The sequence below is a fragment of the Streptomyces sp. NPDC006925 genome, assembly GCF_042869575.1.
Taxonomy (GTDB): Bacteria; Actinomycetota; Actinomycetes; order Streptomycetales; family Streptomycetaceae; genus Streptomyces.
Genome location: NZ_JBIAGB010000015.1, coordinates 1 through 17,946, shown reverse-complemented (window position 1 = coordinate 17,946; position 17,946 = coordinate 1). Strand labels below are relative to the sequence as shown.

17 protein-coding genes are annotated in these 17,946 nt (G+C 72.8%); 2 read left to right on the top strand and 15 right to left on the bottom strand.

What is annotated here, in order from left to right; translation table 11 throughout:
• Positions 1-63: 63 nt before the first annotated feature.
• Positions 64-1,302, top strand: a complete 1,239-nt coding sequence (locus ACFYNS_RS20490) for a S8 family serine peptidase (protein ID WP_360295891.1) — start codon at positions 64-66, stop codon at positions 1,300-1,302.
• Between the two features lie 188 nt (positions 1,303-1,490).
• On the opposite strand, the gene ACFYNS_RS20485 is transcribed toward ACFYNS_RS20490, so the two are convergent.
• The 14 genes from ACFYNS_RS20485 to ACFYNS_RS20420 all read right to left on the bottom strand — a co-directional run bounded on the left by ACFYNS_RS20485 (position 1,491) and on the right by ACFYNS_RS20420 (position 14,354).
• Positions 1,491-2,270, bottom strand: a complete 780-nt coding sequence (locus ACFYNS_RS20485) for a sirohydrochlorin chelatase (RefSeq protein WP_388604332.1) — start codon at positions 2,268-2,270, stop codon at positions 1,491-1,493.
• Positions 2,270-3,226: an ABC transporter permease gene (locus tag ACFYNS_RS20480; RefSeq protein WP_388604330.1), complete on the bottom strand. Its 957-nt coding sequence runs from the start codon at positions 3,224-3,226 to the stop codon at positions 2,270-2,272. Before ACFYNS_RS20480 ends, ACFYNS_RS20485 begins: the two co-directional genes overlap by 1 nt.
• On the bottom strand, positions 3,213-3,992 hold the full coding sequence (locus ACFYNS_RS20475; RefSeq protein ID WP_388604328.1) for an ABC transporter ATP-binding protein: 780 nt from the start codon (positions 3,990-3,992) through the stop codon (positions 3,213-3,215). The genes ACFYNS_RS20480 and ACFYNS_RS20475 overlap by 14 nt, the downstream gene beginning before the upstream one ends.
• A 6-nt stretch (positions 3,993-3,998) precedes the next feature.
• A complete protein-coding gene (locus ACFYNS_RS20470; RefSeq protein WP_388604326.1) occupies positions 3,999-5,120 on the bottom strand; it encodes an aliphatic sulfonate ABC transporter substrate-binding protein in 1,122 nt (373 codons plus the stop codon).
• 177 nt (positions 5,121-5,297) lie between these two features.
• The gene (locus ACFYNS_RS20465; protein WP_360295901.1) at positions 5,298-6,647 is read right to left on the bottom strand and encodes a GTP-binding protein; all 1,350 of its coding nucleotides are present in this window, start codon (positions 6,645-6,647) and stop codon (positions 5,298-5,300) included.
• A gap of 2 nt (positions 6,648-6,649) precedes the next feature.
• On the bottom strand, positions 6,650-7,585 hold the full coding sequence (gene cysD, locus ACFYNS_RS20460; RefSeq protein ID WP_360295904.1) for a sulfate adenylyltransferase subunit CysD: 936 nt from the start codon (positions 7,583-7,585) through the stop codon (positions 6,650-6,652).
• Positions 7,582-8,124, bottom strand: a complete 543-nt coding sequence (gene cysC, locus ACFYNS_RS20455; RefSeq protein ID WP_388604324.1) for an adenylyl-sulfate kinase — start codon at positions 8,122-8,124, stop codon at positions 7,582-7,584. The genes cysD and cysC overlap by 4 nt, the downstream gene beginning before the upstream one ends.
• Positions 8,125-8,188: 64 nt before the next feature.
• Positions 8,189-8,905 carry a phosphoadenylyl-sulfate reductase gene (locus ACFYNS_RS20450; RefSeq protein WP_388604322.1) on the bottom strand — a complete coding sequence of 239 codons (717 nt, stop codon included), beginning with the start codon at positions 8,903-8,905 and terminating at the stop codon, positions 8,189-8,191.
• Complete coding sequence (locus ACFYNS_RS20445) at positions 8,902-9,126, bottom strand: hypothetical protein (protein ID WP_388604320.1); 225 nt, start codon at positions 9,124-9,126, stop codon at positions 8,902-8,904. The genes ACFYNS_RS20450 and ACFYNS_RS20445 overlap by 4 nt, the downstream gene beginning before the upstream one ends.
• Entirely contained in the window at positions 9,123-10,817 is a 1,695-nt protein-coding gene (locus ACFYNS_RS20440) for a nitrite/sulfite reductase (protein ID WP_388604318.1), read from the bottom strand. Before ACFYNS_RS20440 ends, ACFYNS_RS20445 begins: the two co-directional genes overlap by 4 nt.
• 234 nt (positions 10,818-11,051) lie before the next feature.
• On the bottom strand, positions 11,052-11,135 hold the full coding sequence (locus tag ACFYNS_RS20435) for a putative leader peptide (protein WP_312000843.1): 84 nt from the start codon (positions 11,133-11,135) through the stop codon (positions 11,052-11,054).
• A gap of 96 nt (positions 11,136-11,231) precedes the next feature.
• On the bottom strand, positions 11,232-11,696 hold the full coding sequence (locus ACFYNS_RS20430) for a hypothetical protein (protein WP_388604316.1): 465 nt from the start codon (positions 11,694-11,696) through the stop codon (positions 11,232-11,234).
• 102 nt (positions 11,697-11,798) lie between these two features.
• On the bottom strand, positions 11,799-12,380 hold the full coding sequence (locus ACFYNS_RS20425) for a GNAT family N-acetyltransferase (RefSeq protein ID WP_388604315.1): 582 nt from the start codon (positions 12,378-12,380) through the stop codon (positions 11,799-11,801).
• A gap of 126 nt (positions 12,381-12,506) precedes the next feature.
• Positions 12,507-14,354 carry an ABC-ATPase domain-containing protein gene (locus ACFYNS_RS20420; protein WP_388604313.1) on the bottom strand — a complete coding sequence of 616 codons (1,848 nt, stop codon included), beginning with the start codon at positions 14,352-14,354 and terminating at the stop codon, positions 12,507-12,509.
• A 431-nt stretch (positions 14,355-14,785) separates the two neighbouring features.
• On the opposite strand from ACFYNS_RS20420, the gene ACFYNS_RS20415 reads away from it, so the two are divergent.
• On the top strand, positions 14,786-15,994 hold the full coding sequence (locus tag ACFYNS_RS20415; RefSeq protein WP_360295923.1) for an MFS transporter: 1,209 nt from the start codon (positions 14,786-14,788) through the stop codon (positions 15,992-15,994).
• A gap of 30 nt (positions 15,995-16,024) precedes the next feature.
• On the opposite strand, the gene ACFYNS_RS20410 is transcribed toward ACFYNS_RS20415, so the two are convergent.
• Entirely contained in the window at positions 16,025-16,552 is a 528-nt protein-coding gene (locus tag ACFYNS_RS20410) for an SRPBCC family protein (protein ID WP_360295925.1), read from the bottom strand.
• Positions 16,553-17,946: the final 1,394 nt, after the last annotated feature.

Below are 17,946 nucleotides of genomic sequence, written 5' to 3'. Positions count from 1 at the left end.
GACAGGGTTTCGAAACGATCCACCGCGGATCGCCGGACCCCACACTCGGAGGACTCCCTCGGTATGGCACACCATGGGGCACGCCACACGAAACGCCGGATATCCGTCGCGCTCGGCGCCGCTGTCGCCGTCGCGGGCGGAGCGACGCTGCTGACGCTCCCCGCCGACGCGGCACCTCCTGAGGGCACCGTGCTGGGAGCGGGTGCCCGGGGCGCGGTCGAGGGCGACTACATCGTGCTGCTCAAGCGGGACGCCGCCGCCCGCACCCGCACCGCGGCCGCGACCGAGGCCCGCGACCTGGCCGGGAAGTACGGCGGAAAGGTCGAGCACACCTACCACGCCGCGCTGCACGGCTGGTCCGCCAAGGGACTCAGCGCCCGGGACGCCCGGCGGCTGGCGGCGGACGACAGAGTGGCGAAGGTCGTCCAGAGCCGCGTGATCACCGGCCAGGAGACCCAGACCGAACCGCCGTCCTGGGGACAGGACCGGGTCGACCAGCCCGGACCGGAACTCGACGAGAAGTACACCTACCCCGACAGCGCGGGCGAGGGTGTCACGGCGTACGTCGTCGACAGCGGCGTGCGGGTCAGCCACGAAGACTTCGGCGGCCGTGCCGTCGACGGCTACGACGCCGTGGACGACGACGGGACCGCGCAGGACGGCGCCAACCACGGCACGCACGTCTCCGGCACCCTCGCGGGCACCGAGTACGGCATCGCCAAGAAGGCGAAGGTCGTCGCCGTGCGCATCCTCGGCGACGACAACAAGGGCACCACCGCCGACGCCGTCGCCGGCATCGACTGGATGATCGAGGACCACGAGGACGACGGCGGCCCCGCCGTGGCCAACATGAGCATCGGCGGCTTCGAGGACTACGCGCTGGACGAGGCCGTCGAGCGGGCCGTCGACGCGAACATCACCTGCGTGGTGGCCGCCGGCAACGACGGCGGCGACGCCTCCGCCGCCTCCCCGGCCCGGGTGCCGGATGCCATCACCGTCGCCGCGAGCGACCAGCAGGACCGGCGCACGGAGTTCTCCAACTACGGCAAGAGCGTCGACCTGTTCGCGCCCGGCATCGATGTCGTCTCGGCCAGCAACAAGAACGACACTGCCAAGATGGCCGGATGGGGCACCTCCATGGCCACCCCGCACGTCTCGGGAGCCGCCGCGCTCTATCTGAGCCGGCACCCGGACGCCACCCCCGCGCAGGTCACCGAGGCGCTGCTCGACGGCACCACCGACGGCGCCCTCTCCGGCATCGGCGAGGGGACGCCCAACAAACTACTGCGTGTGGTCAGGTGACACTCATTCACGGTCATTTCTGAGCCCTGTCCGTGCGTAACCCCGGATTTCCGGGTAAGCGCACCTCCAGGCCCGCCGCGCCCTTCCCCCACGGGGCACGGCGGGCCTGTTGCGTGCCCCGCGAGGCACGACTGCGAGGCATTCGCGCGAGGCGGCGCCGCCCGCTCGTGGCCGCCGGGCACGTCCGGTCAGGCGGCGGCGCCGATCGCAGCGCCCCCGCCGGAGGCGACCGCCGCGTAACGCTCCACAACCACCCGCGCCACCTCCGGCGCCGCACCCAGCACGGGTGCGAGCACCTCGGCACCGGCCTCCCGCGCACCGGCCGCGATGCGGTCGGGCAGCCGGCCCGGGGCCAGCACGTAGGGCGCGACGGCCACCCGGCGGGCACCGGCGGCGCGCAGCTCCCGCACCGCGTCGGCCGTAGTGGGCTGAGCAGCGGAGGCGAACGCAGGTCGCACGGCACACCAACCGGTGGTTCGCCGCCACTCCCGCGCCATGTCGGCGATCACTGCGCTCGCCTCCGGGTCGGAGGAACCGGCGGACGCCAGGACGACGCCGGTCCGGGGCGCGTCGCCGGGGCCCAGCCCGGCCGCGCGCAGCCGCCGCTCCAGGGCGGCGGTCAACAGGGGGTGCGGGCCGAGCACCGCGGACTGCCGGACCGCCAGGTCCGGCAGCGCGGCGGCCACTTCGGCCAGTACCGCGGGGAGGTCCGTCTTCGCGTGGAAGGCACGGGTCAGCAGCAGGGGGACGGCGACGGCCTCGCGCGCCCCCGCCGTGTGCAGCTCCTCCAGCGCGGCGGGTACCGAGGGGGAGTCGAAGTCCAGATAGCAGGCCGCCACCCGGATGCCGGGCAGCAGCAGCCGGACCCGCGCGGCGAGTGCGCCGACCGTCGCGGAGTGCCGCTCGTCGCGGCTCCCGTGCGCGACGAGCAGCAGCGCGGGTGCGGAGGGGGACGGCGCGGAGGGCATCAGCGCAGCAACCCCCGCTGGCGCAGCACCCGCCGCTCGAGGGGTGCGAAGACGAGCAGTTCGATGCCGATGCCCACCAGCAGGATCAGCAGGATCGCGCCGAGCACCAGCGGCATGTCCTGGTAGGCGCGCCCCGTCTCCAGCAGCCGGCCCAGCCCCACGCCCAGCTCGGGCGAGGTGGCGATCAGCTCGGCCGCCATCAGGGAGCGCCAGGAGAACGCCCACCCCTGCTTGAGCCCCGAGATGTAGCCCGGCAGCGCCGCAGGCAGCAGCACGTGCCGTACGCCGCGTGGTCCGGTGGCGCCCAGCACGGTGCCCGCGCGCAGATGCAGCGGGTCGATCCGGTCGACGCCGGCGACCAGGCCGTTGGCGATGGAGGGCACGGCACCCAGCAGTACCACGGCGTAGATCGTCGCGTCCGTCAGGCCGAACCAGATGATCGCCGCCGGTACCCACGCCACCGAGGGCAGCGACTGCAGTCCGGAGAGGATCGGCCCGATGGCGGCCCGCACCGGCCGGACCCGCGCCACCAGCAGGCCCAGCGGGGTGCCCGCCAGCAGTGCGACCGCGAAGCCCAGCGCGCCGCGGGAGACGCTCTGCCAGACGATGCTCAGAATGGTGCCCTTGTACCACTCCTCGGCCAGCGCGTCCCACACCATCAGCGGGCTCGGCAACTGGTAGTCGGGCTTGAGGTGCAGCGCGAACGCCGTCTGCCACAGCCCCAGCACGAGGACGACCGCCACCAGCGGCGGCAGCGCCTTGCGGCGCAGCAGCACCGGCACCGGGGTGCGGGCCGTGGTGCGGGTGTCGAGCGCGTCGAGTCCCGCCTCCAGCCCGGCCAGGTCCCCGCCGGGGCCGCCCGCCTGGTCCCGGCGGTCGGCCGCCGTCTCCGGCGCCGCGGCGGGCGGTGCCGCCGGCCCGTCCTCGGTCTTCGGTCGCGTCTCAGTGTCGGCCATGGCGGCGGATCTCCCCCCGGAGCTGTTCGGTGATCTCGACGGACAGCGCGGCCACGTCCGCGTCCTCGATGCGGCGCGGGTGCGGAATGTCCACCTGCCACTCCCGGGCGACCCTTCCGGGCCGGGAGGAGAGCAGGACGACGCGTTCCGCCAGGCGTACCGCCTCCCGGACGTTGTGGGTGACGAACAGGACGGCGACGTTCGTCTCCTCCCGGACGCGGGTCAGCTCCTCGTGCAGCACGTCCCGGGTGATGGCGTCCAGTGCGGCGAACGGCTCGTCCATCAGCAGCAGTTCGCTGTCCTGAGCCAGGGCGCGGGCGAGTGCGACCCGCTGCCGCATCCCGCCGGACAACTCGTGCACCCGCTTGCGGTGCGCGCCCTTGAGGCGGACGAGCTCCAGCAGCCGCTCGGCCTCCGCCGGGCGTTCGGCCTTGGGCATCCCGCGCAGCTTGAGCGCCAGCTCGATGTTCCCGCCCGCCGTCAGCCAGGGGAAGAGCGCGTGCTCCTGGAACATCAGCGCCGGGCGCCCGCCGGGCACCTCGACGGTGCCCGAGGTGGGCGTGTCCAGCCCGGCCACCAGGTTGAGCAGGGTGCTCTTGCCGCAGCCGGAAGCCCCCAGCAGGGTGACGAACTCGCCGTCGGCGACGTCGATGCCGATGTCGTCGAGCACCTGCTGGGGGCCGAACGACTTGGAGACGTGCGTGATCCGCGCTGCGGGGCGCGTCGTGGTGGTCGCGGTCACTGTTTCACCTCCTGGGGTGGTCATGGGCGCTCACCGCGCTCCGAGCCCGGCGTCCGACACGGTGGGGCGGCCCTCGTGCCGCAGCACCCGGTTCAGCGGGGCGAGGTCGTAGATCCCCTGCAGCCGCGGCTTCTCCAGCAGCCCGGCCGAGACCGCGTGGTCGGTCTGCTTCCGCAGCGTGGCGGCCAGCGGATCGTCGGTCACCTCGATCCGGGCGAATGCGGAGTCGAGGACCGTGCCGGGCAGCGGCTTGCCCGCGTCCCGCCGCAGCGCCTGGTTGATGCGCTCCTTGGCCGCCTCCGGGTGCGCGCGGATCCACGCGTTGGTCTTCACCGAGCCGCGCAGCACCGCCTCGACCGCCTTCGGATGCTGCCGCAGGAAGTCCTGGCGCACCACCAGGTTGGTGGTGACGAACGATCCTCCCGGCCACAGCTTCTTCTCGTCCAGCAGGACCTTGCCGCCCCGGTCGGCCAGGACGGAGGCCGTCGGTTCGGGCACCCAGGCCCCGTCGATGCCGCCCTGCCGGAAGGTGGTGGGGATCTCCTTGTTGTCCTGCCGCAGTACCGAGGTGTCGCCCGCGCCCGTCTGCGGGTCGACGGTGAGGCCCTTGGTCCCGAGGTAGTGCAGCAGTGCGGCGTCCTGAGTGTTGCCCAGCTGCGGGGAGGCGATGCGCTTGCCCTTCAGATCCCCGAGCGAGGCGATCTTCTGCGGATCGACGACCAGCGAGGAGCCACCGGAGGTGGCGCCGGAGACGATCCGCAGATTCCTCCCGCCGGACTGTGTGTATCCGTTGACCGAGGGCGAGGGCCCCACCCAGGCCATGTCCACGGCCTTGGCGTTGAGCGCCTCGATCGCCGCCGGGCCCGCGTCGAACACCTGGGTGCGCACGCGGGTGCCGCCCAGCTCCTTCGGGATCTGCCCGCCCGAGCGCAGTCCGACCAGCGCCGTGGCATGGGTGACGTTGGGGAAGTAGCCGATCCGCACCGCGTCCAGCCCCTCGACCTTGCGACCTCCGGCGGCCGCCGGGTCGGCCTGCTCCACGGCCTTGGACCCGTAGCCGCAGCCCGCGGCGCACAGCAGCGTGGACACGACCAGCAGGGCGGTGCGGGTGCGGCCGGAGGACCGGCTGCGCGGAGCGCGGAGACGGGGCACGGGGAAGTCCTCTCAAGCGGGGAAGGGGGATGGCGGCGGGGACGGTGCGCGCGGGTCGGCGCTCGTCACCTGCCGCAGCGCCCCACTCCGCCCTGGCCGCTGCCGCGTGCGCCGCTGCCGATGCGGCCACCGGTCTGGTCGAAGGTCGAGAAGACCTCTCCTGGAATGCCCATCGGCCTAGAAGTCCCAGTCGCCGTCGGGAGCCTCGGCGGCCGGTGCGTCCGCGTCGGCGAACGCCCCGCCGGCCATCCCCGCCGTCAGCGTGCTGCCGTCGGCCGGATCGATCAGCAGGAACGATCCGGTGCGTCGCGAGTCGGTGTACGGGTCGACGGGCAGCGGCTCGGCGGTGCGCAGGACGACGCGGCCGATGTCGTTGGCGGCCAGCTCGCCGGGTTCCGGGTGCTGCGAGAGGTCGGCCAGGGTCAGCCGCGAGGGGATCTCCTTGACCAGCGCCTTGACGGTGCGGGTGGTGTGCTTGAGCAGCACCCGGTCGCCGGGCCGCAGCGGCCGGTCGTGCAGATGGCAGACGGTCGCGGTCAGGTCCTGACTCGGCCGCACCGAGGCGTCCGCGGGAGCGAGCAGGTCGCCGCGCGAGATGTCCAGGTCGTCGGCGAGCCGGACAGTGATCGACTGCGGGGCCCAGGCCACGTCGACCGGCCGGCCCAGTACGTCCAGCGCCTCGACGGTGCTGGAGCGGCCCGAGGGGTGCACGGTGACCCGGTCCCCGACGCGCAGCACACCCGAGGCCAACTGGCCCGCGTAGCCCCGGTAGTCGGGGTGCTCGGCGGTCTGCGGCCGGATGACGTACTGCACGGGGAAGCGCGCCGGGTCATCGGTCGGGTCGTGGGTGACCTGCACCGTCTCCAGATGCTCCAGCACGGTCGGCCCGCTGTACCAGTCCATGTGCGCGGAGGGTGCGACCACGTTGTCGCCCTCCAGCGCGGAGATCGGCACGGCGGTCACCTCCGGCACCCCGAGGGAGGTCGCGTACCGGGAGAACTCGTCCGCGATCGCGGCGAAGACGTCCTCGGCGTAGCCCACCAGGTCCATCTTGTTGACGGCCAGCACCACGTGCGGGACACGCAGCAGCGCTGCCACGGCGGCGTGCCGCCGGGTCTGCTCGACGACCCCGTTGCGCGCGTCCACCAGCACGACGGCCAGCTCCGCCGTGGAGGCGCCCGTGACCATGTTCCGGGTGTACTGCACATGGCCCGGCGTGTCCGCGAGGATGAACCGCCGCCTGGGCGTGGCGAAGTAGCGGTAGGCCACGTCGATGGTGATGCCCTGCTCCCGCTCGGCGCGCAGCCCGTCGGTGAGCAGCGCCAGGTCGGGTGCCTCCTGGCCGCGGGCCTCGGAGGCCCGCGAGACGGCTTCCAACTGGTCGGAGAGCACCGACTTGGAGTCGTGCAGCAGACGGCCCACCAGGGTGGACTTGCCGTCGTCGACGCTTCCGGCGGTGGCGAACCGCAGCAGTGAGGTGGCCGCCAGTGCCTCTGCGGCGTGGCCGGCTCCGGCTGTCGTACTCATCTCTAGAAGTAGCCTTCCCGCTTGCGGTCTTCCATCGCGGCCTCGGAGAGCTTGTCGTCCGCCCGGGTGGCGCCGCGCTCGGTCAGCCGGGAGGCGGCGATCTCCGTGATCACCTTCTCCACCGTGTCCGCGTCCGAGTCCACGGCGCCGGTGCAGGACATGTCGCCGACGGTGCGGTAGCGCACCAGGCGCTTCTCCACCCGCTCCCCGTCCGCCGGGCCGCCCCACTCGCCCGGGGCCAGCCACATGCCGGACCGGGAGAAGACCTCCCGGTGGTGCGCGTAGTAGATCGACGGGAGCGCGATGTCCTCCCGCGCGATGTACTGCCAGACGTCCAGCTCGGTCCAGTTCGACAGCGGGAAGACCCGCACGTGCTCGCCGGGGGCGTGCCGTCCGTTGTAGAGCTGCCACAGTTCCGGGCGCTGGCGGCGCGGGTCCCAGCCGCCGAACTCGTCCCGCAGCGAGAAGACCCGCTCCTTGGCCCGCGCCTTCTCCTCGTCCCGGCGTCCGCCGCCGAAGACCGCGTCGAACCGGTGCTCGCCCAGGGCCTCCAGCAGCGGCAGCGTCTGGAGCGGGTTGCGGGTGCCGTCCGGGCGTTCGCGCAGCGTGCCGGCGTCGATGTACTCCTGCACCGAGGCCACGAACAGCCGCAGCCCGTGCTCGGCCACCGTCTCGTCGCGGAACCGCAGCACCTCGGGGAAGTTGTGCCCGGTGTCCACGTGCAGCAGCCCGAAGGGCGGCGGCGCCGGGGCGAACGCCTTCAGCGCCAGGTGCAGCATCACGATCGAGTCCTTGCCGCCGGAGAAGAGGATCACCGGCCGCTCGAACTCGCCCGCGACCTCGCGGAAGATGTGCACCGCCTCCGACTCCAGCGCGTCCAGATGCGTCAGCGCGAAGGGGTTGTCGGTCTCCTCCGGTGCGCTCACCGCCGTGGTCATAGCACTCCCCTCTCCTTCAGCAGCGTGTGCAGGGCCGCGGCCGACTCCGCCACCTCGCGCCCGTGGGTGAGCAGGCGCAGGTCCGGGTCGGCCGGCTCCTCGTACGGGTCGTCGACCCCGGTCAGTCCCGTCAGTTCGCCGGCTGCCTGCTTGGCGTACAGGCCCTTCACGTCCCGCTCCGAGCACACCTCGACGGGCGTCGCCACGTGCACCTCCAGATAGGGGGTGCCCTCGGTCATGTGCCGCTTGCGTACCGCCTCGCGGCTGTCCGCGTACGGCGCGATCACCGGGACCAGCACGATCACGCCGTGCGAGGCCAGCAGTTCGGAGACGAAGCCGATGCGCTGCACGTTGGCGTCCCGGTCGGTCCGCGAGAAGCCGAGCCCGGCGGAGAGGAAGGTGCGGATCTCGTCCCCGTCCAGCACCTCGGTGCGGTGCCCCTCGCCGCGCAGCCGCTCGGCGAGCGCCGTCGCGACGGTTGTCTTGCCCGCGCTCGGCAGGCCGGTCAGCCACACGGTCGCTCCGCGCGCCCCGCTCATCGGACCCCCTCGGTCGTCCGTACGTCTCTCCGCGTCCGTCTCCTGTGCGTTCGCGCCGCGGCCCTCACAGGTGCAGCCCGCACTCGGTCTTGCCGCTGCCGGCCCAGCGCCCGGCGCGGGCGTCCTCGCCCTCCAGCACCCGGCGGGTGCAGGGGGCGCAGCCGATGGAGGCGTAGCCGTCGCTCAGCAGCGGATTGGTCAGCACGCCGTGTTCGGCGATGTAGTCGTCCACGTCCTGCTGGCTCCAGCGGGCGATGGGGGAGACCTTGACCTTCTGCCGCTTCTCGTCCCAGCCCACGACGGGGGTGCCCGCACGGCTCGGCGACTCGTCACGGCGCAGCCCCGTCGCCCAGGCGTCGTAGTCGCGCAGCCCCTCCTCCAGCGGCTGCACCTTGCGCAGCGCGCAGCACAGGTCGGGGTCGCGGTCGTGCAGCGCGGGACCGTGCTCGGCGTCCTGTTCGGCGACCGTCCGGCGGGGCGTGAGGGTGACGACCTCGACGTTCATGACGGCCTGGACGGCGTCGCGGGTGCCGATGGTCTCGGGGAAGTGGTAGCCGGTGTCGAGGAAGACCACCCGCACCCCGGGGAAGACCCGGGAGGCGAGGTGGGCCACGACGGCGTCCTCCATGGAGGAGGTGACGCAGAACCGGTGCCCGAAGGTGTCGGCGGCCCAGCGCAGCACCTCGGTCGCGTCGGCCGCCTCCAGCTCCCGGCCCGCCTGCTCGGCCAGCGGCCGCAGCTCGTCGGGGGAGCGGCGCCGGGCTATGTGCGCGGTGCTCATGAGTCGGAGTCCTCTCCGTGGAGACCGTCGGTGTGTGCACCGTCGTGGTGTGCCGCCCGCAGCCCGGAGGCCAGCAGTCCGAGGAACTTCAGCCGGAAGGCCCGGTTGCAGGCGGCGCACTCCCAGGCGGCGCCCTGGCCCCGGGGCGTCTCCAGCTCGCTGGGGCGCAGGTCCTCGTCCCCGCAGTAGGGGCAGTGGAAGGGTGCGGCACGCTCGCTCACTTGAGGTCCTCCTCCGCGGCGCGCGCCGCCCACTGGGCGAACCGCTCGCCCTCCTCGCGCTGGGCCTGGAAGGCGCGCAGGACGCGTTCGACGTAGTCGGGGAGTTCCGCGGCCGTGACCTTCAGCCCGCGCACCTTGCGGCCGAAGCCCGGGTCCATGCCCAGCGAGCCGCCCAGGTGCACCTGGAAGCCCTCCACCTGGTTGCCGTCGGCGTCGGTGACCAGCTGGCCCTTGAGCCCGATGTCGGCGACCTGGATGCGGGCGCAGGAGTTGGGGCAGCCGTTGAGGTTGATGGTGACGGGCTGGTCGAAGCCGGGGAGCCTGCGCTCCAGTTCGTCGATCAGCCAGGACCCGCGGCCCTTGGTCTCCACGATGGCGAGCTTGCAGAACTCGATGCCGGTGCACGCCATGGTCCCGCGCCGGAAGACGGAGGGCCGGGTCGTCAGGTCGAGCGCCTCCAGGCCCTCGGCCAGCGACTCGACCTGGTCCTCCGGAACGTCGAGCACGATCATCTTCTGCTCGACGGTGGTGCGGACCCGGCCCGAGCCGTGGGCCTCCGCAAGGTCGGCGATCTTGCTGAGCGTGCTGCCGTCGATCCGGCCCACCCGCGGTGCGAAGCCCACGTAGTAGCGGCCGTCCCGCTGCTGGTGCACGCCGACGTGGTCGCGCCACTCGCGGGGCGGCTGTGCGGGTGCCGGGCCGTCGGTCAGCTTCCGCCCGAGGTACTCCTCCTCCAGGATCCGCCGGAACTTCTCCGGTCCCCAGTCGGCGACCAGGAACTTCAGCCGGGCGCGGGTGCGCAGCCGCCGGTAGCCGTAGTCGCGGAAGATGCCGGTGACGCCCTCGTGGACCTCGGCGACCTCCTCCAGCGGCACCCACGCGCCCAGCCGCTGCCCCAGCTTGGGGTTGGTGGACAGCGCGCCGCCGACCCACACGTCGAAGCCGGGGCCGTGCTCGGGGTGCTCCACGCCGACGAACGCCACGTCGTTGATCTCGTGCGCGACGTCCAGCAGGGGCGAACCGGAGACGGCCGTCTTGAACTTGCGGGGCAGGTTGGAGTACGCGGGGTTGCCCACGACGCGCCGGTTGATCTCCTCGATGGCGGGCGTGCCGTCGATGATCTCGTCTGCCGCGATACCCGCGACGGGGGAGCCGAGGATGACGCGCGGAGTGTCGCCGCACGCCTCGGTGGTGGACAGCCCCACGCCCTCCAGCCGCCGCCAGATCTCCGGCATGTCCTCGATCCGGATCCAGTGGAACTGCACGTTCTGCCGGTCGGTGACGTCGGCGGTGCCGCGGGCGAACTCCTGCGAGACGTCGCCGATGACGCGGAGCTGCTCGGTGGTCAGCCGTCCGCCGTCGATGCGGACGCGGAGCATGAAGTACTCGTCGTCCAGCTCCTCCGGCTCCAGCACCGCGGTCTTGCCGCCGCTGATGCCGGGCTTGCGCTGGGTGTAGAGGCCCCACCAGCGCATCCGGCCGCGCAGGTCGGCGCTGTCGATGGAGGCGAAGCCGCGCTGGGCGTAGATCGTCTCAATGCGTGTCCGCACGTTGAGACCGTCGTCGTCCTTCTTGGTCTGCTCGTTGCCGTTGAGCGGCGTGAAGTGACCTGCGGCCCACTGGCCCTCGCCGCGGTGGCGTCCTGCCTTGCGGCGGGCGGGGGCTGCGGGGCGCTCGGAGGTGTCGGCCATGGCGGGGGATCCTTCGGGCAGGGGGCGCGGGCGACGCACGTCGGGCGGGTGTGCGGGCACGCCGGGCGGTCCCGCACTCGGGTGGAGCGGTTCAGGCGCCCGTACGCAGGGGTTTCGGCGCCGGTTCCGGGCGGCTCGCCCGCGACGATGAGGGCGGCGGCTGCGGATCGGCGGTGCCGGACCGGCGTCGGAGGACGCCGGGAGAGGGCTGTCGGAACGGCGGTGCTGTGACTGTCAGCCCGCCGGACAGATGGCGCTGGACACGCGAACGAGGTCGACGTGACGTCGACTCACCAAGGCGATTCCAGCGCGAGACATGGCGGAAGCCTTGCATGCGCGTCAGACGTCAGTCCACTGCCATCCGCATCCTGGACAAAAGAATCTCGTTTAATGAGATCGGCGAGGGTTCGGGCCTCACAGCAGCCCGGCGCCGCGCACGGCCAGGTGCGCCGCCAGGCCCAGCACGAGCGCGGCGGGAACGGCCGCAAGGCCCCGCAGCAGGGCCCGGCCCAGCGCCCGCCACGCACCTTCGATGCGTACCCGCCGCCATGCCGCCCGTGCGGCCAGTCCCGTCGCGGCGAGCGAACCCCCGGCGGCGAGCCAGCACCCCACCGAGAACCACGGCCCGCCCCGGAACGACAGCCAGGGGCCGAACGGCCCCGCCGCGAGGACGAGGGAGAACAGCAGAATCCAGGACCACGACACGCGGCCCACCCGCTCGGCGAGGAACAGCACCGGCAGGACCAGGAACACGGTCGCCAGCAGGCATCCCGCGGCCAGTACCGGCAGCGCGACCAGCAGCAGGACGGTCCCGTACAGGGTGTCGCGGAGGTCGACGGGATCGGCGAGCGCGGTCGAGGCGAACACCCACAGCGCCACGAGGGCGCAGGTGAGCGTGGCCGTACCGACCAGTACTGCGCGCCCGCGGCCGGCCCCGCCCGACGGAACCGGCCGCGGGCCCGCCGGCCGCGGCGGCACGGATCAGGCCCCGGGCCAGGGCCCCGGCGTCGGGACGTCCGGCTCCCGCTCCGTCTCCGTGCGGTACACCCGGAAGCCGCGGCGCTCGTAGTTGGCGCGGGCGTAGGCCCCGTCCCGGGAGCAGGTGTGCACCCAGACCCGGGTGGTGGGCCGGTGGCCCTCCCAGCGGTCGGCCAGGTCCCAGGCGCGTGCCGTGCCGAGGCTGAGCAGGTGCCCGCCGAGCCCGCGGCCGCGGAAGGCGGGCAGCAGCCCGAAGTAGCTGATCTCCACGGACCCCTCGGCGGCCCCGCTCGCGCCGTCCAGCTCGATGAACCCGGCGGGCGTGCCCCGGTGGTGGGCGACCCAGGTCTCGACCCCGGCGCGGTCGAGGAAGCCCTGCCACTGCGCGTACGTCCACGGCAGCCGGTCCACCCAGGTGGTGTCCCCGCCGACCGCGGTGTACAGGAACCTGCTGAACTCCGGGCTCGGCACCTCGGCGCGCTCCACCCGGACGGCGGCGGCATCCCCGGGCTCCCGCGCCGGTACCCGGTCCGCGGCCGAGGTCTGCTCCAGATACCAGGTGGTGACGTCGACGGTCGCACTCATGTGCCCAGCCAACCACGCCGGACCGGACGGCCTCACCCGGCCCCCTCAGCCGGACACCCTCTCCCGGCCCTCTCAGCCGGACACCCTCTCCCGGCCCTCTCAGCCGGACACCCTCTCCCGGCCCCCTCAGCGGAGCATGCGCAGCCCTCTGACCCGGTTGACCGCCGCGGCCGTCTCGAAGCGGCGCGGTGCGGCGAAATCCTCGTCCCGAATGCTGAGCAGCGGCCCGGTCGGGCCGTCCGCCAGCACCTCGTCCAGCAGATCGAGGGCCTCGGCCAGCGGGCGCCGGCCGTCCAGCAGCCCGCGCCGCACCATCAGCTCCAGCGCCAGCCCGATCCCGGTGACCTGGCGCGGATCGGCGATCTGCTCGACGGCCCGCAGGTCCACCTCGTGGTCGCCGAAGGTCAGCACGTCCTCGCCGCGGGCGCGGATCCGGGACCGTCCGCGGACCTCCGCGTCCAGGGACGCGGGATCGGGCACCCGCGCGACGACGCCGGGGAAGGACTCCGCCTCGGCGTGCCGCCCGGTGGGCACCGCCGCGATCGCGCGTGCCCGCTCGGTGACGTCCGAGGGCCGGTAGGCGTCCATCATCACGACCCGGTCGGCGACCTCCAGATAGTCCCCTGACCCGCCCATCACCAGCACGGTCGAGACGCCGTGGTCCCGGTGGAGAGAGCGGATGGTGTCCACCAGCGGGGTCAGCGGTTCGCGGTCCTTGGCGACCAGCGCCTGCATCCGGGCGTCCCGGATCATCAGGTTCGTGGCCGCGGTGTCCTCGTCGATCAGCAGGACCCGGGCCCCCGCCTCCACGGCCTCGCACAGCGAGGCGGCCTGCGAGGTGGACCCGGAGGCGTTCTCCGTGGAGAAGTCCGAGGTGTCCGAACCGTCCGGCAGATGATCGACGAACGCATGCACATCCACCCGCTCGACGCGGCGGCCGTCCTCGGCCCGCAGCTTCACCGTCTCGTTCCGCGAGACGACCAACTCGCGCCCGTCCCCCGGCACATGATCCCAGATGCCGGTCTCCAGGGCGCGCAGCAGCGTCGACTTGCCGTGGAACCCGCCGCCGACGACCAGGTTCACCCCCTCCGGCACGCCCATGCCGGTCACCGGACCCGCGTGCGGCAGCTCGATCGTCACCCGCAGCTCGGCGGGCGAGGCGAACGGCACCACACCGCCGCCCCCGGCCGGCCGGTCGTCCACCCCGCTGCGCCGCGGCAGCACCGCGCCGTCGGCGACGAAGCCGACCAGCCCGCGCCCCGCCAACGCGTCCCGCAGCGCCACGGAGTCCTCGACCGTCTCGACGAAGCGCTCGACCGCGGCCGCGTCCAACGCCGGGTGGCGCAGCGCCTGCTCGACCACCCCGGGCAGCACCCGGCACAGCAGCCGCTCGGCCTCCCGCGCGTCGATCCGCCGCCCGTGCCCCGGAAGGGCCGCGCCCAGCCGCAGCGTCACCGAGCCGTCCTCGCCGCTGACGGTGCACGAACTGCGCTCCAGCACCTCCTGGCCGCCCGCGTCCACCCGCAGCGCCCGCTCCCCGCGCACCGCACGCGCGGCCTGCCGCACGAGGTAGGAGGCGAGCGCGCGGCGCCGGGTGGCGGTCGTCAGCAGTTCGGGCGGGAGCGCGGCCAGCGGGCCCGGTACGTGCACCGCGACACGGGCCGGCGGCGCATAGGGGTCGGACTGGCCGCGCACCAGCTCCAGGGTCTCCCCGCCGGGCATCTCCCAGCGCCCCACCAGGCCCTTGTAGCGGCCGTACTGCGCGCCCTCCAACGTCCGCAGCTCGGCCGCCAGTCCGGTGCGCGGACCGTGCGGACGGTGCTCGCCGTGGTCGGGGCGGCCCGGACGGCCGCGCGGGGGACCGCCGTGTCCGTGGGCGCGTTGCCCGCCGCGCGGCCCTCCGTGGCCGCCGCGTCCATAGGACCGCCCGCCGCCGCGCCGCTGCCCGCCGGCTCCCGAGGACTGCTCCCGCACGCCGCTCGCCTGCCTTCCTGTGTCTCCGGCTGCTCTCCGTCGGCTGTGGTGCCGGCCGCCGGGTGTGCTGCGGCCGCCGACCGTGGCGCGGCCCCGGTGGCCGCCGTGCCGGGCACCGGGGCCGCGCGGAACCCGACGATACGGTGCCGAACCGACCGGGCCGAAACCTGCCCGCGGTTCGGCGGCGTCCGCGGTTCGGAGCCTCCGCGGATCGGTCCGCGATCGGTCCGCGGATCGGTCCGCGACCCGCCCGCGCATCGGCCCGCGATCGGTCGGGAGTCGGCCCCGGACCGGTGCGGGAGAGGGCCGGGACCGGTCCGAACCGGTCGAGGATCGGGAGTACCGGCCAGCACGGGCCAAGCATCCCCAGAAGGGGTCAAATTCCGGTACACACCCTCTTCTTGGAGAAAACGCCCATATTCTCTCGTTCTATGGGGCCGTTGCAAGGACGGCTTCCCTCGCCCCCGGCCGACCACCGGGACCACCGCGAGAGAGGGGGCACCATGTCCGCGCTGCGCTGGGCAGCCGCCCTCGGCAACGCCGACTGGCACTTGGCCGCGCCCCTGCTCGCCGCCCTCGCGACGGCCTGGCACACCGACATCGCCACCGTCACCACGGGCCTCGCCGCCTACTCGCTCGGCCAGGGGCTCGCGCTGCCGCTGTGGGGCTGGCTGGCCGACCGGTACGGGCCGGGCCGCAGCCTGCGCACCGGACTGCTGGTGGCGGCGGCCGCCTCCGTGGGCTCGGCGCTGTGCCCCGGCCCCGGCTGGTGGATCGCGCTGCGCGCCACCGCCGGTGCGGGCTTCGCCACCGTCATCCCCTCGGTCTCGCTCTACTACGGCTCCCTGCGGCCCGCGCAGGCCAGACAGCGCGCGTTCGCCACCCTCACCTCCGTCACCGCCGCCAGCGGCATCGCCTCGCCGGTCCTCGCGGACACCGTGCTGCGCTGCGGCTCGTGGCGGCCCGCGTTCGCCGTCATCGCCCTGCTCACCGCAGTGACCGTCTGCCGGATCCGGGCCGCCACCCGCGCCGCCCCCGTCCGAGTGGACATCGGCGGCGCGTACCAGGACCCGCCGGACGCCGTGCCGGGACGGACCTCCGTCGCGTACTGCACCGTGCTCGGCCTCGGCGCCGCCGAGGGAGCGGTGATGCTCGGACTGCCCGCCCTCCTCGCCCCCGCCCTGGCCACCGCCGGAAGCCAGGCATCGACCTCCGCCGTCCTGGTCATCTACGCGCTCGGCGTGCTCACCAGCACGCTGGTGCTGCGCCGCCACGCGCGCGTGTGGGGCCCCATGCGGCTGCTGGCCACCGGCGGGTCGATGGGCGTCACCGGCGCGCTCCTGGCCGCGCTGGTACCGGGCACGGCCGTCCTGATGCTGTGCGCCGCGCTGCTGGGGACCGCCTGGAGCTACCTCCACACCACACTGCAGACCTGGCTGCCCTGGCTGCTCCCGGCCCCGGCCCGGGGCCGCGCGGTGTCGCTCTTCTCGGCCTCGGCCATACTCTCCAGCTCCGCGACGGTCGGCCTGACCTCGTCCCTCCTCCAGGACGGGCGACATGCCACCGTCTTCGCCGCGGGCGGCATCCTGTGCGCCGCGCTCACCTGCTGGACGCTGTACGTCGCCCGCCGCTGGCAGTGACGTCGCGCGCGGTGCGGTGTGCGGAGCGACTCAGCCGGGGTCGCCGCCCGGCACCGGCGCACCCGAGGGCATGCCCGCGGCCACATACGCGTCGTAGCGGCCCCGCCAGTCGGTTGCCGTGCCGTCGTGCGGCCCGGAGGGGGTGCCGCCGGAGAGCAGCTTCACCAGCTCGTCCAGGCACACATCCCAGCCGGCCGCGTTCCGGGCGGCCGCCGACCGCGCCTCCAGCACGTCCGTGAGGGTGAGCACGCACCCCTCGCCGCGCCGGGTGAGCCGGAAGAGCAGTTCGTCGTCACCCCAGGTGTAGGAGAGCCGGTGGGGCGCGTCGAACTCCAGAACCGTGCCGGACTGGTCCTCGGCGTACGGATCGCCCGCGAAGTCGACCCGGCCGCCCACCGTGGGCTCCATGTGCACGGTCGGCGACGGGAACCAGGCCGCCATCCGGCCCGGCTCCGTCAGCGCCTGCCACACCTCCTGCACGCCGGCGGGGATCGCGCGCTCCAGCTGTACGGCCGGCTCCCCGTCCCGCTCTACGAAGATCCCCAGTTCCACGCTCATCCCAGCTCACGCCCTTCGCCTCGCCCGCTGCCGCGGCGACCGTCCCGCCGAGTCTCCCGCCGGGCCCGCGCGGCCGCCGCCGGTGCGCGCCCGTCCGGGGGACCGCTGTGCCCTTCGCCGGTCCTGCTGTGGCTGTCTGGGTGGCGAAGTTGCAGGTCAGAGGGGGGCTGGTTCGGAGTGCGCGGGATCGTGGGGAGGTGCCGTCGCGGAGCGCTGCGAGCAGGAGCTAGGTGGCGCCGGACGGTTCTGACCCGGTACCCGGGCCGCGCTCCAGGCCGGGGCGGAGCCGGTCATCCATTCCGGGAGGCAACAGGGGCACCCAGGCGCCGGAACGCCGGTCCGCGTCCCGTGCCGGGACCGGCGGGAGAGGCATTCCAAAGGACAGAAGGCCGTCAATCGGTCTCACATGAAGATCCAAAGCTCTGGTGGAGCAGACGTCGTCGCCCCCTCAGTCCTGGCGGCTCCTCCACAGACTGCGATGCTCGGCCACGCATGACGAGCCCCGTCTGAGCCATCATCTGCTGCATTCGGGCAACTCAGATTGAGAATGGGAAGGAACTCAGTACATCTGACGTGCCGAGGCCGAGGTCGAGAAAGGATCACTACGCTCCATTTACTCTCAGTGTCCCTACTCTCCTACGAAACGCAGAAACCTGTGGGGCCGCTGAAGGCATTTATGGCAGAGTGTGATCAACTCTTCCGCAAAATCCGCAGATATGATTTCCGGGCTGGCTCTTGCGTCGGAGATTTCTTTCAGGAGGGTTTCCACTTGAAGTCGGTTCAATATGGTATCCCCATATGGGTCCAAATGGCCGAGAATTGGGTATTTACCCCGATCCACACCGCTGAGAAGCGGGTCAAATTGAGCATCAGCAACGATCGACGCCACAAGGTCGCCTCTGGCTGACCTCACATCAACTTTAATCATCAGGGATCCAAATCTCGGGGCAGTCCTGGATGCATGGTAACCAACTCTCCATCCCGGCCATCGCGAATAATCGTGTAGATCTTCGTGGGGAGACCGTGTCTATCGGTTCCCACTATATTTTTTCCGTGATGAAGTATCGAATGTTCCCGGTTGCATCCTGATAGCGTCCGATGCGACCAGCGCTACCTGTGACCAATCTACCCAGATCTACGCCATCGTCGAATAGGGATTTCATTGCATCAGCTTCGGCGCCTCCCGGTGTATGGCGAGGAATGACGTGATCTCGGATGGAATAGGCGTCCTCGCCGCAGCCCGCGAGCCCCAACGGGTCGACCCACATCTGAGGGTTGTGCACGTACGTGTGGGGGTTAACCTCGAACTTTCGTGACGGTCTGCCGACGGAGTCGGCAGACCGTTCTTGCGTTCGGTGCTGATGGTGGGCAGGTCGGAGGCCCGGCTCTCGCGT